Origin of the sequence: Pseudomonas sp. R15(2017) (assembly GCF_002112685.1) — a bacterium.
In the GTDB taxonomy this organism is placed as follows: domain Bacteria; phylum Pseudomonadota; class Gammaproteobacteria; order Pseudomonadales; family Pseudomonadaceae; genus Aquipseudomonas; species Aquipseudomonas glycinae.
This window is the reverse complement of record NZ_NEII01000012.1, coordinates 31,668-45,339: the sequence shown is the minus strand read 5'-3', so window position 1 is coordinate 45,339 and position 13,672 is coordinate 31,668. Positions and strand designations below refer to the sequence as shown.

Annotated in this window: 13 protein-coding genes; 5 read left to right on the top strand and 8 right to left on the bottom strand. The window is 63.0% G+C overall.

Annotated elements, in window-relative coordinates:
- Positions 1-129 precede the first annotated feature (129 nt).
- From CAF77_RS22890 to CAF77_RS22880, 3 genes are all read left to right on the top strand, one after another.
- Complete coding sequence (locus CAF77_RS22890) at positions 130-528, top strand: hypothetical protein (RefSeq protein WP_085655408.1); 399 nt, start codon at positions 130-132, stop codon at positions 526-528.
- Positions 529-568: 40 nt separating this feature from the next.
- Positions 569-985 (top strand): organic hydroperoxide resistance protein, encoded by a 417-nt coding sequence (locus CAF77_RS22885; protein WP_085655409.1) that lies wholly within the window; start codon positions 569-571, stop codon positions 983-985.
- Positions 986-1,120: 135 nt separating this feature from the next.
- The gene (locus CAF77_RS22880) at positions 1,121-2,554 is read left to right on the top strand and encodes a catalase (protein ID WP_085655410.1); all 1,434 of its coding nucleotides are present in this window, start codon (positions 1,121-1,123) and stop codon (positions 2,552-2,554) included.
- A gap of 57 nt (positions 2,555-2,611) precedes the next feature.
- Here the strand turns inward: CAF77_RS22880 and CAF77_RS22875 are convergent, their stop codons facing one another.
- The 3 genes from CAF77_RS22875 to CAF77_RS22865 all read right to left on the bottom strand — a co-directional run bounded on the left by CAF77_RS22875 (position 2,612) and on the right by CAF77_RS22865 (position 5,795).
- Complete coding sequence (locus tag CAF77_RS22875; protein ID WP_085655411.1) at positions 2,612-4,030, bottom strand: aldehyde dehydrogenase family protein; 1,419 nt, start codon at positions 4,028-4,030, stop codon at positions 2,612-2,614.
- Positions 4,031-4,095: 65 nt separating this feature from the next.
- A complete protein-coding gene (locus CAF77_RS22870; protein WP_085655412.1) occupies positions 4,096-4,845 on the bottom strand; it encodes a creatininase family protein in 750 nt (249 codons plus the stop codon).
- Between the two features lie 134 nt (positions 4,846-4,979).
- On the bottom strand, positions 4,980-5,795 hold the full coding sequence (locus tag CAF77_RS22865; protein ID WP_085655413.1) for a helix-turn-helix transcriptional regulator: 816 nt from the start codon (positions 5,793-5,795) through the stop codon (positions 4,980-4,982).
- 134 nt (positions 5,796-5,929) lie between these two features.
- Between CAF77_RS22865 and CAF77_RS22860 the strand changes: the two genes are divergently transcribed.
- Positions 5,930-7,144, top strand: a complete 1,215-nt coding sequence (locus CAF77_RS22860; RefSeq protein WP_085655414.1) for a CynX/NimT family MFS transporter — start codon at positions 5,930-5,932, stop codon at positions 7,142-7,144.
- Between the two features lie 46 nt (positions 7,145-7,190).
- Here the strand turns inward: CAF77_RS22860 and CAF77_RS22855 are convergent, their stop codons facing one another.
- The 4 genes from CAF77_RS22855 to CAF77_RS22840 all read right to left on the bottom strand — a co-directional run bounded on the left by CAF77_RS22855 (position 7,191) and on the right by CAF77_RS22840 (position 10,987).
- Complete coding sequence (locus CAF77_RS22855) at positions 7,191-7,967, bottom strand: alpha/beta fold hydrolase (protein ID WP_085655415.1); 777 nt, start codon at positions 7,965-7,967, stop codon at positions 7,191-7,193.
- Between the two features lie 24 nt (positions 7,968-7,991).
- Entirely contained in the window at positions 7,992-8,501 is a 510-nt protein-coding gene (locus CAF77_RS22850) for a cytochrome P460 family protein (protein ID WP_085655416.1), read from the bottom strand.
- A 24-nt stretch (positions 8,502-8,525) separates the two neighbouring features.
- Entirely contained in the window at positions 8,526-9,569 is a 1,044-nt protein-coding gene (locus CAF77_RS22845; RefSeq protein WP_085655417.1) for an alpha/beta fold hydrolase, read from the bottom strand.
- Between the two features lie 71 nt (positions 9,570-9,640).
- Positions 9,641-10,987, bottom strand: coding sequence for an epoxide hydrolase family protein (locus CAF77_RS22840; protein WP_085655418.1), 1,347 nt, complete (start codon positions 10,985-10,987; stop codon positions 9,641-9,643).
- Between the two features lie 216 nt (positions 10,988-11,203).
- Here CAF77_RS22840 and CAF77_RS22835 point away from each other — a divergent pair, with 216 nt between their 5' ends.
- The gene (locus tag CAF77_RS22835) at positions 11,204-12,433 is read left to right on the top strand and encodes an MFS transporter (RefSeq protein WP_085655419.1); all 1,230 of its coding nucleotides are present in this window, start codon (positions 11,204-11,206) and stop codon (positions 12,431-12,433) included.
- Here the strand turns inward: CAF77_RS22835 and CAF77_RS22830 are convergent.
- Positions 12,420-13,385, bottom strand: a complete 966-nt coding sequence (locus tag CAF77_RS22830; RefSeq protein WP_256576172.1) for a quinone oxidoreductase — start codon at positions 13,383-13,385, stop codon at positions 12,420-12,422. The two genes, CAF77_RS22835 and CAF77_RS22830, sit on opposite strands and share 14 nt — an antisense overlap.
- Positions 13,386-13,672: the final 287 nt, after the last annotated feature.

Below are 13,672 nucleotides of genomic sequence, written 5' to 3'. Positions count from 1 at the left end.
AACAACGCATAACTGGCAGTCATTCAGCGGTGAAGGCAGGCTTGAATCTCACCGCTGAACGCCAGGCCACCTGCGAACCTTTTCGGTCGCGGCGCTCAGTCGAACGATGGTTTTGCGAGGGATTCGACCATGGCTGAAGGTTATCGCCACAATTGCCTGTGCGAGGCCGACCGGCTCGGCAACGACGAACTGTATGCCTTGGTCGCGGGCGCCGTCCGCCATGGCCGAAGTGAAGCGCAACAGCTGTTCGCGACGGTGACGCCGTTGCTCATCGCCTTTTACGAAGGTCAGGTGCAAGCCGGGCGGATCCGTCGTGAAGACACCGGCGGCCTCGTTCAGCAGGCCTTCAGGGCGCTTTATCAGGAACAGGCCGCCCATGACCCGAGCTTTCCGTTTCGCGCCTGGCTGATCGAGATCGCCCGCTCAACCCTGCTCCACAATCTTGGCCATCGCGGCGCTGACGCCGTGGCCGACGCGCTGGCGGGTGCGTCGGCACGCGAATGTCATGAACCCACTCGGGCCACATGAACCGCCCTCCACGCTGTGAAATGCCCTTCAGGGAATGCCCATGATCGATATCGAAAAAACCCTCTACTCCGCGCACACCTGCACCACAGGCGGCCGCGAGGGCACAGGACGCAGTCACGATGGCCGACTGGATCTCAAGCTGTCGCCACCGGGTGCGCCCGGCACCGGAACCAACCCCGAGCAATTGTTCGCCGTGTGCTGGTCAGCCTGTTTCCTCGGCTCGCTGCGCCATGCCTGCAATGCGCGCAAGATCGTTTTTCCGGCCATGGCCGGGGTGGATGCTCAAATCGACCTGCTCCACGGCGAGCACGGGTTCTTCCTGCAAGCGAAACTGGCAGTGTCACTGCCGGAGATCGAACCGCAAGTGGCGCAGCAACTGATCGACGCGGCACACCAGAACTGCCCCTACTCCAAGGCCACACGCAACAACATCAAGGTCAGCATCATCCTCGCCTGACCAGCCCCCGCCGACACCAAAACACAGCGTCTTCCAACCACACCTTCGTACGATCCGGCGACACCATGGTGCAATAGATCGCGCCCGGGGCTTTTGATGTGATGACGGGAAACCGACAAAAGCCAGGAGTTGCGCATGAACAAGCTGACGACTGCCGCGGGCGCGCCCGTGGTTGATAACAACAACGTACAGACCGCCGGCCCGAGAGGCCCGATGCTGTTACAGGACGTCTGGTTACTGGAAAAACTGGCGCACTTCGATCGGGAAGTCATCCCCGAGCGGCGCATGCACGCCAAGGGTTCCGGCGCGTTCGGCACCTTCACCGTGACCCACGACATCACCCGTTTCACCAAGGCCAGGCTGTTTTCCAGCGTGGGCAAGACCACCGATGTGTTCGTCCGTTTCTCGACCGTGGCCGGCGAACGTGGCGCGGCGGATGCCGAGCGCGATATCCGTGGATTCGCCATCAAGTTCTACACCGAGCAAGGCAACTGGGACCTGGTGGGCAACAACACGCCGGTGTTCTTTCTGCGCGATCCTTTGAAATTCCCCGACCTCAACCATGCGGTCAAACGCGACCCGCGCACCAACATGCGCAGCGCCCGCAACAACTGGGATTTCTGGACCTTGCTGCCGGAGGCGTTGCACCAGGTCACGATTGTCATGAGCGATCGTGGCCTGCCGCGCACCTACCGCCACATGCACGGTTTCGGCAGCCACACCTTCAGTTTCATCAGCCCGGCGAACGAGCGTTTCTGGGTGAAGTTCACCTGGAAGACCCAACAAGGCATCGAGAACCTGACCGATCAACAGGCCGCGACGCTGATCGGCGATGACCGCGAAAGCGCCCAGCGCGACCTGTACAACGCCATCGAGGAAGGGCACTTCCCGCAATGGAAGCTCTACGTGCAAGTGATGCCGGAGCTGGACGCCGAGACCTACCCAATCAACCCGTTCGACCTGACCAAAGTCTGGCCCCACGCGGATTACCCGCTGATCGAAGTCGGCGTGCTCGAACTCAACCGCAACCCGGACAACTACTTCGCCGACGTCGAACAGGCGGCCTTCAACCCGGCCAACGTGGTGCCCGGCATCAGCTTCTCACCGGACAAAATGCTCCAGGCGCGCCTGTTCTCCTATGGCGATGCGCAGCGCTATCGCGTCGGCGTCAATCATCATCAGATTCCGGTGAACGCCCCGCGCTGCCCGGTCAACAGCTATCACCGGGACGGCCAGATGCGCACCGATGCGAACGCGGGCAGCACAATCGGCTACGAGCCCAATAGCTATGGCGAGTGGGCCGAGCAACCGGATTTCAGCGAACCACCGCTGGCCCTCAAAGGCAGCGCCGGGCACTGGAATCACCGCGAGGACGACGACTACTTCTCGCAACCGGGCGCGCTGTTCCGGGCCATGTCCCCCGCCCAGCAACAGGTCTTGTTCGAGAACACCGCGCGCTCGATCCATGGCGCCAGTGCCCAGACCCGGCAACGCCACATCGATAACTGCACCCGTGCCGATCCGGCGTACGGTGCAGGCGTTGCGCAGGCCATCGAAGCACTAAGCTGATCCATAACGACGTAAGCAGGGCAAGCAGGATTGATCCTGTTTGCCCTGCTGTCGTCGTCAGTCCTCTACGATGCTTTTCGCTTCAAGAAACGCTTCCAGTCCCGATATCCCGAATTCCCTGCCGATCCCCGACTGCTTGACCCCACCAAACGGCGCAAGCAACTCCGGTGCGATCCGGTTGATCAGCACCGAACCGGCCTCCAGCCGCGCAGCGATGCGTCGGCCATGTTCGACCTCGCGGGTAAACACATAGGCCTGCAAACCGTAGACACTGGCATTGGCCAGGCGGATGGCGTCTTCCTCGTCGTCGTAGGCGATGATCGACAGCACCGGGCCGAAAATCTCTTCCCGGGCGATGTCCATGTCGTTGCTGACTTCGGCAAACACCGTGGGCTTGACGAAATAGCCCTGGCTCAGCCCGGCAGGCCGGCCCTCCCCGCCGACGATCAATCGCGCCCCCTGCTCCAGCCCGCGCCGGATAAAGCCCTGCACGCGATCAAACTGCGCCTGGTTGACCAACGGGCCGATGGCCGTCGCCGGATCATGGGGATTACCGACCACTATGGCGTCGACCAAGGCTCTTACCCGCTCGATCACCTGCGGCAGGAACGCGCGCGGCACCAACAGCCGCGTGCCGGCGACACAGGCCTGACCGTTGTTCATGAAGGCGGCATTCAGCGCCATGGGGATGGCCGCGTCGAGATCCGCGTCGTCGAGCACGATGGACGCCGACTTGCCGGTGAGCGACAGGCTCACCCGCTTCATGGTCTCGATACCCGCGCGGGCAATGAGTTTTCCGGTGGCAGTGGAACCGGTGAACGAAATCTTCGCAATGTGCGGGCTGGTGCTGATCTCGTCGCCCACTTCGCCGCCACGGCCCGAGACAATATTGATCACCCCGTTTGGCAGTTCCGCACGGTGCAAGGCGAGCGCGAGCACCTGGGTCTGCAACGGGCTGAGTTCGCTCGGCTTGATGACCGAGGCGCAGCCGCCAGCAATCGCCGCCGCCAGTTTGCTGCACACCGTACCGGCGGTGCTGTTCCAGGGCGCGAACAATGCCGATACCCCAACCGGTTCCATCACGACGCTTGCACGGCCCACAGGCCGCACCAGCTCGTAGTTTTCGAGAATCTGCGCCGCGTTGACGAAGGATTGCGAGGCGTACTGGCTGACCCATTGCGCACGTGCCAACGGTGCGCCGTATTCCTCGATGGCGGTGTCGCGTATCTCTTCGGTGCTCTCCAGCACCGCCGCCTGCAGGCGCCTGAGCATGTCGATGCGCTCGGCTTTCGAGGTCCGGCCCATTGTGATTTGCGCACGCTTGGCGGCGGCGATGGCTTGCCTGGCATCCTCGCGATTGGCCAAGGTGACCGTGCCGATGACGGATTCCGTCGCCGGATTGATGCATTCGATCGTTTCACGGCCCTGAACGGGCACGAACGCACCATCGATGTAGCTGTGCTTGATAGTCCACATGGCGATTTTCCCAAGGGTTGAAACAGCAACGCCCGGAAAATCCGGGCGTTAGTCAGGGCGACGGCTCAGTCGGGCAATGATTCACGGCTGAAGGCTTGCACCTCCTGGACCAGACCACGAGCGGCCATTTCCACCAGTTGCCGGCCTTTTTCCGGCGAAGCCTGGGCCGGGTCCGAGCCCATGCGGCCGTCCGGGTGACGGGCACGGAAATCCGCCGCTTCCCGGATCGGCCCCCAATTGGCGATCTGCGGCGAATAGTCGGCCGACTTGATGGAATCGGGGTAGGCCCATTGGGTCACGGCGATTTCCGAAGGCGTGGCATGAATGCCGTGGCCGGTCGGGAACTGGTCACGGGCCAGCTCGTTCACCCCTTCCAGATCCCACCAGTTGCACAGCTTCAGGGCGAACCCGACCTTGCGGCGGGCGAAACTCGCTTCGGCGTACAGCTCCGAAAATGCCGCTTCGATTGACGCGATGTTGCCGCCGTGGCCATTGAGGAAAAAGATCTTTTCAAAGCCGTGGGCGGCCAGCGAACGGGTCCAGTCGGCGATGGCGGCGATGAAGGTCGAAGGCCGGAGCGAGATGGTGCCGGGGAAGCCGAGGTGATGTTGCGCCATGCCGATGTTGAAGGTCGGGGCAATCAGGATGTCGGCGTTTTTCTGCGCTTCATGGGCGATGATTTCCGGGCACATCCAGTCGGTGCCCAGCAGGCCGGTCGGCCCGTGCTGTTCGTTGGAACCGATCGGGATGACGATGGTGCGGCTGCGTTCGAGGAATTGGGCGATTTCGGACCAGGTCGATAGGTATAAAAGCATCAGGATTCTCACTCTTCGAAGGTTCCTCGCGGAACGAGGCTGGGTGTTCAGTGCACCTGCAACAGCAGTGTCATTGATACCACCCGCCTCCCTTCGACGACAGAATACGAAGGTATCGGAATCGCCGAAACGCGCTAATCGCGAACGAGAAATTCACGGGGCGATTCGCCCATCACCCGTCTGAACATGGCACTGAAGGCACTCTGGCTGGAGTAGCCCAGATCCCGGGCAATCACCCCGACGGATTGCCCCTTGTCGAGCCGATCGATAGCGGTCGCCAGCCGTACCTGCTGCAGCCAGTGGCGGAAATTCAGACCGGTTTCATTGACGAACAGGCGTATCAGCGTGCGCGAACTGGCGCCGACCCGGTCGGCCCAATAGCCGATCGAATGGTCTTGTCCGGGGTCCTGCAGAATCGCCTCGCACACCGTGACCAGTCGCCGGTCGACCGGCCATGGCACTTCGATCGGCAACGTCCGGGCTCCCTTCAATTCACTGAGTATCAACGCCACGATGTGCGCGTTGCGACCTTCCTGCGGGTATTCGATCGGCTGCTCGGCCAGGGCCAGAATCAACTCGCGCAGCAGTCCGGGGATCTCCAGTACTTTGCAGTGATGGCCCAGCTCTGCGCAGGCTTGCGGCTCGATGTAGATCGAGCGCATCTTGACCGCGCTGAGCATCAACTGGTCGTGGATCATTCCGGGCGGAATCCACAGCGCGCGCTTCGGCGGCAGGATCCACAACCCGCGCTCGGTGGCCACCCGCATCACGCCGTTCGAGGCATACAGCAACTGCCCGTGCCGATGCACGTGCGGCTCGTTGTATTCGCCGGTGGCCTGATCACGCACCAGCACGGTCATCACTCGCGGCACGTCCTGATAGTCGGGATAACGTTCGCTGCGCGGCGCGGATTCTCGCTTTGCGACGACCTTGCGCACCTCTTGTTTCATCGAGTGCTTTCTCCTGAAAACAGACCTTGATCGTGTTAAAGCGGCGATTGTCACTTTGGCGACTAATCCTGGCATTTGCCATGGCCGGTCCATTGTTAGCCTTGCGCTCATTGTTCATCAATGAGGCCTTTCCCATGGCAATCACCCGCAATCTCTCCGGCCACCAGCAGAGCGTCACGGCGGTGATCGGCCTGCTGATCCTGTCCATCGCCCTGCGGCCGCCGATCATTTCGGTGGGGCCGATTCTGTTACTGATCCAGCAGCACTTTCAGTTGAGCTACACCCAGGCCGCGCTGCTGACCTCGATTCCTGACGTGTGCATGGGTGTGTTCGCGCTGGTGGTTCCGAGCCTGGCCAGGCGCTTCGGGATCGATCGCAGTGTGGTGGTCGCCCTGACGTTGTTGGGCGCCTCGACCTTGTTGCGGGCGATCTCGCCGAATGCATTCTTCCTGCTCGGCAGTACGTTCTTTGCCAGCATCGGCATTGCGGTTGCCGGCGCGATGACCGGCGCGTGGATCAAGACTCACTTTGCGCAACGCCCGGCGCTGTTCATGGGCATCTATGGCGGCGGCTTGAGTCTGGGCGCGACCCTCGCGGCGGTGCTCAGCGCACCGATTGCCGAGCTGGCGCAGGACTGGCGGGTCAGCGCCGGGTTCTGGAGCGTGCTGTGCCTCACCGCCATCGCCAGTTGGGTGTGGATGGCACGCCGTTTTGCGACACCGGCGCCCACCGTGAAATCGCCATCGAGCCCGAGCAAACGCCTGCCCTGGGGCAATCCGCAGGCCTGGCTGATCGCGTTGAATTTCGGGGCCGGGCAATTCGTGGTCTATGCCCTCTTCGCCTGGATGGCGCCCGCCTCGGTGGAAGCGGCCACATCGAGTGTTTCCCCGGGCGTCCTGCTGGGCATTTTTACGGCGGTGTTCGCCGTGGCCAGCGTCGGTGCGGGGCTGATTCCGGGCAAGGCCCACGACCGGCGCGGTTTGCTTGGGCTGTCGGCGTTGCTGGCCCTGCTCGGGGTGGGCGGGATGGCGTTCCTGCCGGCGTACTGGCCGATGCTCTACGTGGTGCTCGCGGCCATCGGCCTGGGCATGGGTTTCACCGTGGCCATGACCTTGCCGCTGGATCACGCCCGCACCAGCGAACAGGCCGGATTGTGGACGGTGTTCATGTTGTTCATCGGTTACCTGATCGCCGCGCTCGGGCCGTTGCTGTTCGGTGCCCTGCGCGAATACGCCGGACACTATGGCCCGGCGTACACCTTGCTGTTCGCGGTACTGCTGTTGATGCTCGGCATCACGCCCCTGCTCAGACTGGCACCGGCAACTTCGCCGCAGGTGTCCGTTGCCTGAGCGGGGGGTGACAGACCTGCGACGCGCCTCGGCACGTCGCAGGGTTTCAGTTGGCCGCCGCGGCTTTTTCAATCAGCCGCGCCACCGGTGCCGGGTTCGACACCATCACCACGTGCGAGGCGCCCTTGACCACCTCGACGGCCCTGGCATCTGCACGCTTGGCCATGAACGCCATCGCCTGGGGCGGGATGTTCTTGTCCTTGTCGCCGTAGATGTACCACGACGGAATGTGCTTCCAGGCCGGCGTTCCGGCCTGCTCGTTCAGCGCCGCTTCGGTGACCGGACGTTGAGTAGCCGCCATCAGCGCCGCTTGTGCAGCCGGGACATCGGCGGCGAACTGGTCATGGAACTTGCTCTGCTGGATGTACAAGTCCTTGCCGCCATCGGCCAGCGCAACGGGTGGCGCCAGTGTTGGCCCGAGGGTGCTGCCGGGAAACTTGCCGGCCAGCCCGGCGACGGTTTCACCGGCCTCTGGGGCAAACGCGCTGACGTAGACCAGCGCTTTGACATTGGCATGATCGTTGGCCGCATCACTGATGACGTTCCCGCCATAGGAATGACCGACCAGCACCACCGGCGACTGGATGCTGCTCAGCAAGGCCGATACCGCTGCGCCATCGCTTTTGACGCCGCGCAACGGGTTGGCGGCGGCGATCACCGTGTAGCCATCCTTCTCGAGAATCTTCGCCACGCCGTTCCAGCTCGACGCGTCGGCGAACGCGCCGTGCACCAGCACGACCGTGGGTTTGGCGGTTTGGGCGAAGGCATTGGCACCCAGACACAGGCCAACGGCAATGCTGAGTGCAGTCAGTGTTTTTTTCATGTGGATGTTCCTCGTATGACGGGTTCAGGGGGCGTATCGGGTGAAGACAAAATCGTGGTTCTGCACCCGCGCCTGATGGCAGGCAAAGCAGGTCTGGTGCTGGGCTTCATCGGCGGGTTTGCCGTTGATGAACCGGCCGAATCCCCAGCCACCGGTCGAAGCGTATTTGCGCGAGTCCTTGACCATCACCTGAACGGTGGTGGCCGCCCCCGGAATCGAGGCCGGCTCGAACTCCGGCGACTGCACGTGTTTCCACGCCAGCTTCACCAGCACCGTGCCGTCGGGAAACGGCAGCGTCTTGCTCTGGTAAGCCTTGATCGCCCGGTCATTGCCCAGCACCGCGCGCAGTTCATCCAGCGGCGCGGCTTCCTGGGCCGGGGCAATCAGCGCCCACTGGCGATAGTTTTTCGGCAGCTTCACACCGTAGATCGGCGAGGCATCGCCGTCATCGGCCTCGCCCAACGCGACACCGGTGGCCGCCAGTGCCGCGATCGCAATCGCCGCTGGCAACACGGCCCAATGGTTGAGTTTCATGGTCGGATCCCCTCAGGCCAGCAGTCAGAGATGATCGGCATCGATCACCGCCTGAGCGAACGCTTGCGGCGCTTCCTGAGGCAGGTTGTGGCCGATGCCGCCGCTGATCAGCCGATATTCGTATTTGCCGGTGAAGCGTTTGGCATAGGCCTCGGCTGGTGGGTGCGGCGCGCCATTGGCGTCGCCTTCCAGAGTGATGGTCGGCACGCTGATCGAGGGAAATGCCGCGAGTTTTTTCTCCAGCGGGTCGTATTGCGCTTCGCCTTTGATCAACCCCAGGCGCCAGCGGTAGTTGAAGATCGACACGGCGACGTGATCCGGGTTCTGCAACGCGGCGGCGCTGCGGTCGTAGGTCGCGTCGTCGAAGCTCCATTTCGGCGAGGCCAGCTGCCAGATCAGTTTGGCGAAGTCGTGGGTGTTCTTTTCATAGCCCAGACGGCCACGCTCGGTCGCAAAGTAGAACTGATACCACCACTGCAACTCCGCCGCCGGCGGCAGCGGCGTCTTGCCCGCTTCCTGGCTGCCGATCAGGTAACCGCTCACCGCCACCAGCGCCTTCACCCGCTCGGGCCAGAGCGCTGCAACGATGTCGGCGGTACGCGCGCCCCAGTCATAGCCGCCAAGCACGGCCTGCTTGATCTTCAGGGCGTCCATGAAGTCGATCAGATCTTTGGCCAGCGCCGCCGGCTGGCCGTTGCGCACGGTTTTGGCAGACAGGAAACGCGTGTCGCCATAACCGCGCGCGTAGGGAATCAGCACCCGATAGCCCTTCTGCGCCAGCGCCGGGGCGACATCGGTGTAGCTGTGAATATCGTAGGGCCAGCCGTGCAGCAGGATGACCACCGGACCGTCGGCGGGACCGACTTCGGCGTAGGACACGTCCAGCAGTCCGGCCTTGACGTGTTTCAGCGCGCCGAACGAAACGTGGGTGCCGGCGGTAATGGCGTCGATCTTGCCGGCGGGCACTTCGGCGGCGCTGGCGTATGCCGAGGCGATGCCCAGCGCAAGCGCCAGGATCGAACCGGCGAGCACGCGCCGGGATGTGGTTACAGCGTTAGAGTCAGTCATGCCGAGTCTCCCTCGTGAACCGCCGGGCGGCGGTTCCGGGCTTGGGGTTAAAGGGCTTGCGGATTGCAGGGCTAGCGGGCTGCCTGCGCAGCGGTTTTCTGCGCCGCCGCGCGCAGTGGCCGGAAGGCTTCGCGCAGTTCTTCGCTGAACAGTTGCGGTTGCTCCCATGCCGCAAAGTGACCGCCCTTGCTGACTTCACTGAAGTAGGCCAGCGACGGATAGGCGCGCTGCGACCAGACTTTCGGCGCCCGGTAGATTTCGTGGGGGAACACGGTGATCGCCACCGGCACCTTGATGTCGGCAGTCTTCTGCGCGGCGGCGCTGAAGTTATTGTTGTTGTTCTCCCAGTAGAAACGGGAGGACGACGCCCCGCTGTCGGTCAGCCAGTACAGGCTGATGTCGTCGAGCATTTCATCGCGGCTCAGGACCTTCTCGGGCTGACCGTCGCTGTCGGTCCACGCGGCGAATTTTTCGTACATCCAGGCTGCCGTGCCGGCGGGCGAATCGGCCAGCAGATAACCGATGGTTTGCGGTCGGGTCACCATCATCGCGCCGTAGGCAGCGTTGCGGCCGAAGAACTGGCTGAGCGAATTGAAGGCCGTCACCTCCGGCGCGGTCAGCCCTGCCGGGGCCGGGTCGCCGCTGTTGATCGGTTTGACCAGTTCCGGCGGCACGGTGGCCGGCATGTTCAGGTGGATACCCAGCAAACCGGGCGGTGCCAGACGACCCAGCGCATCGGAAATCACCGAACCGTGATCGCCGCCCTGGGACACGTAATGGCTGTAACCCAGGCGTTTCATCAACACATCCCAGGCCTTCGCCACCCGGTCAGGGCCCCAGCCGAGCTCGGTCGGTTTGCCGGAGAAACCATGGCCGGGAATCGACGGGATCACCACGTCGAACGAGTCCTCGACCTTGCCGCCATAGGCCACGGGATCGGTCAGCGGGCCGATGGTCTTGAAGAATTCGAACTGCGAACCCGGCCAGCCATGGGTAAGGATCAGCGGCATGGCGTTGGGATTGCGCGAACGCACGTGGATGAACTGGATGTCGACGCCGTCGATGGTGGTCACGAACTCCGGCAAGGCGTTGAGCCTGGCTTCGGCCTTGCGCCAGTCATAGCCGTCACCCCAATACTTCACCAACGCCTGGACCTGCGCCAGTTGCACACCCTGGGACACGTCGCTGACCGTTTCCTTGTCCGGCCAGCGAGTGTCGGCGATGCGTTTGCGCAGATCGCTCAACTTCGCTTCGTCCACATGGATGGTGTACGGGCGAATGGCTTGCTCCGGATCCGCGGCCGGGGTCGCGGCCCAGGCGCCGCTGCTGCCAGCGAGTACGGCAACGCCGAGCGCGCCGCCCCTGATGGATGACGCCAGGCAATGGCGCCAGGTAAGACCGGACGAAACCGCAACCATGATGGATCTCCTTGTAGTCATTATTCGAAAGGCATCGCCAATCGGATCAGACCACTGCGCTGGCACCGGGGCGATTACACGATGGTGTCGGTCGATACCTTGGTATGACGCGCAGGCCTGGCGCACAAAATCGCGCTCGAACTCAGCAGCGCTTAACGGGCAGAATGCGGCGGGGAAAAGACCCATTTGAATCACAGAGCGGAACAAGGATCGCGGATGCGTGGGGAAACAGCGCTCGAACGCCTGAGCAGTACGCCATCGACCACTTCGCCGTGGTGGGTGATCGGGCTGTGCATGCTGTTCAACGTGATCGACGGGCTGGACGTGATGGCCATGGCCTTCACCGCCAGCCGGGTTGCAGCCGAGTGGGCGTTGAGCGGCGCGCAACTGGGCCTGTTGTTGAGCGCAAGCCTGGTCGGGATGGCGCTTGGTTCGCTGCTGGCCGCGCCCAGGGCCGACCGCTTCGGGCGCAGGCCTTTATTGCTCGCCGGCCTGCTGCTCAGTGGTCTGAGCATGTTGCTGTCGTTCTGGAGCCCGAATCATCACGTGTTGATGTTCCTGCGTTTGCTGACCGGCATCGGCACGGGGGCGGTGCTGGTGGGGGCGAATGTGCTGACGTTCGAGCACGCCGGCCCGCAGCGGCGCAACCTGGCCATCGCTTTGCAATCCCTCGCCTTCGCCATGGGCGCCAGTCTGGGCGGTGTGCTGGCGCATGTGCTGAATGATGTCATGGGCTGGCGTTATGTCTTTCTGGCCGGGGGTTGCATCACGCTGGCGGCGGCGTTGGTCGGTGTCTTCTGGCTGCGAGAATCGCCGTCATTTCTGGCACTTGAACACCGCGCGCCTATTCCTCCCTTGTCGCCTGACGACGTCAGCCGGCCGTTTTCGCCCGGTCAATGGCAACAAACTCTATCGCTGGCACTGGCACTCTTTCTGTTGATGTTCTGCTTTTACTTCGTGATGAGCTGGACGCCGGCCCTGTTGGTCGACAATGGCTTTACCGACCAACAAGGCGCCCGGATCGGGATGCTGTTGGCGCTGGGGGGCATGCTCGGCGCCCTGCTTCTGGGTCTGGCGGCCAATCGTTACGGCTGCCGACGTTTGCTATCGGCTTTTCTGCTGCTCAACGCCGCCCTGCTGCCATTGATGCTGCCGGCCACTCGCGTCCCCGGTCTGGCGACACTCGTGGCGGTCACGCTGGGGCTGATGCTCAATGGTGCAGTCGCGGCTTTGTATGTCCTGGCCCCCCAAGCGTTCTGCACTTCGGTTCGCACGACCGGCGTCGGAGTGGTGCTGGCGACGGGGCGTCTGGGGGCGATCATTTCGCCGCTGGTCGCCGGTTTTCTGCTGGATGCCGGATGGACCGCACAACACCTGTTCACGTTTTTCGCCGCTAGCCAGGTGTTGGCGGCCCTGCTGATCTGGCGTGGCGTCAAGGGACGATGATCAGCTTGCCCGTCGTGTTGCGCGACTCGATATCGCGATGGGCCTGTTGCGCATCATCCAGTGAATAACGCTTGCCGATCACGGCTTTCAGTTTGCCGGCACTGACCCACGCGAACAGTTGCCGGGACTTTTCCAGCAGCACTTCGCGGTTGCGCACGTAGTGCATGACCGAGGGATACGACAGCTTGATGCTGCGCGGCATGCTGAAGATATCGATCGGCGGTGTCGGATTCATGAACGGTCCGTACAAGGCCAGGGTGCCGAAATAATCCAGCATCTCCAGCGAATCGGCGAACCCTTCCGCGCCGGTGCCGTCGTACACCACATTCACCCGCTGCCCGTCGGTCAGGCGCATGACCTGTCCGGCAATGTTTTGCGCTCGCCCGATCACGACATAGTCAGCCCCGGCCGCGAGCACCGCTTCTATCTTGTCGGCGTGAGACACCCGGCCAATGACCTTGCCGCCCCGCAACTTGATCAACTGAGTCAGCATCAGCCCCACGCCCCCCGCCGCCGCGTGCACGAAGGCCACGTCACCCGGCTGGATCGCATGCACCTTGTCCACCAGATTGCTGGCGGTCAGGCCCTGCATCATCAGGCTGGCAGCGGTGCTGAAGTCGATATCATCCGGCAACGGCACCAACTGGCTGACCGGGGCGATCACCTGTTCGGCGTAGCTGCCCGGTACGTAATGCCAGGCCACGCGATCACCGATAGCGAACTCCGTCACCTGCGGGCCGGTGGCGAGGACGATGCCGGCGCCTTCCGCACCCGGCGTCAGCGGCAACTCCCAGGCGCCGCCGAGCCCGCGTCGGACACCGGTGTCCATGAAATTGATACCCGCCGCCATGACCTTGACCAAGACTTGCCCGGGCCCTGGTTCTGCCAGTTGAATGTCGTGTACCGTCAACACTTCAGGCCCGCCAAAGGCCTCGATTACCACTGCTTTCATAATGTTCTGCCCTGTCATCGGGACGACCGGTCCTGCTGCCTTTCGGGAGGCAGGAGCGCGGACGTCACGTTGCTTTCACTCAACGTCGAAGGACGTTGAAACCAGGGCCAAGAGTGAGCGGGTGGTGTATCCGCGCAGTTTCGCGAACAGGCTCATTTGCATGCTTGTATGGCTCGAAGGGCCGTAGATACAGTGGCTTACAAAAGCGCCACTGTGATGCCCGTCGCAGTGTGCGACGGCAACCGATATTCGCTACAGGCGACACCAAAGTATGATGGGCGAGTGCC

What these genes read in the sequence shown, in the direction of transcription:
- CAF77_RS22890 (WP_085655408.1), top strand. Translation starts at nt 130, where the DNA reads ATGGCTGAAGGTTATCGCCACAATTGCCTGTGCGAGGCCGACCGGCTC.
- CAF77_RS22885 (WP_085655409.1), top strand. Translation starts at nt 569, where the DNA reads ATGATCGATATCGAAAAAACCCTCTACTCCGCGCACACCTGCACCACA.
- CAF77_RS22880 (WP_085655410.1), top strand. Translation starts at nt 1,121, where the DNA reads ATGAACAAGCTGACGACTGCCGCGGGCGCGCCCGTGGTTGATAACAAC.
- CAF77_RS22875 (WP_085655411.1), bottom strand. Translation starts at nt 4,030, where the DNA reads ATGTGGACTATCAAGCACAGCTACATCGATGGTGCGTTCGTGCCCGTT.
- CAF77_RS22870 (WP_085655412.1), bottom strand. Translation starts at nt 4,845, where the DNA reads ATGCTTTTATACCTATCGACCTGGTCCGAAATCGCCCAATTCCTCGAA.
- CAF77_RS22865 (WP_085655413.1), bottom strand. Translation starts at nt 5,795, where the DNA reads ATGAAACAAGAGGTGCGCAAGGTCGTCGCAAAGCGAGAATCCGCGCCG.
- CAF77_RS22860 (WP_085655414.1), top strand. Translation starts at nt 5,930, where the DNA reads ATGGCAATCACCCGCAATCTCTCCGGCCACCAGCAGAGCGTCACGGCG.
- CAF77_RS22855 (WP_085655415.1), bottom strand. Translation starts at nt 7,967, where the DNA reads ATGAAAAAAACACTGACTGCACTCAGCATTGCCGTTGGCCTGTGTCTG.
- CAF77_RS22850 (WP_085655416.1), bottom strand. Translation starts at nt 8,501, where the DNA reads ATGAAACTCAACCATTGGGCCGTGTTGCCAGCGGCGATTGCGATCGCG.
- CAF77_RS22845 (WP_085655417.1), bottom strand. Translation starts at nt 9,569, where the DNA reads ATGACTGACTCTAACGCTGTAACCACATCCCGGCGCGTGCTCGCCGGT.
- CAF77_RS22840 (WP_085655418.1), bottom strand. Translation starts at nt 10,987, where the DNA reads ATGGTTGCGGTTTCGTCCGGTCTTACCTGGCGCCATTGCCTGGCGTCA.
- CAF77_RS22835 (WP_085655419.1), top strand. Translation starts at nt 11,204, where the DNA reads ATGCGTGGGGAAACAGCGCTCGAACGCCTGAGCAGTACGCCATCGACC.
- CAF77_RS22830 (WP_256576172.1), bottom strand. Translation starts at nt 13,385, where the DNA reads ATGAAAGCAGTGGTAATCGAGGCCTTTGGCGGGCCTGAAGTGTTGACG.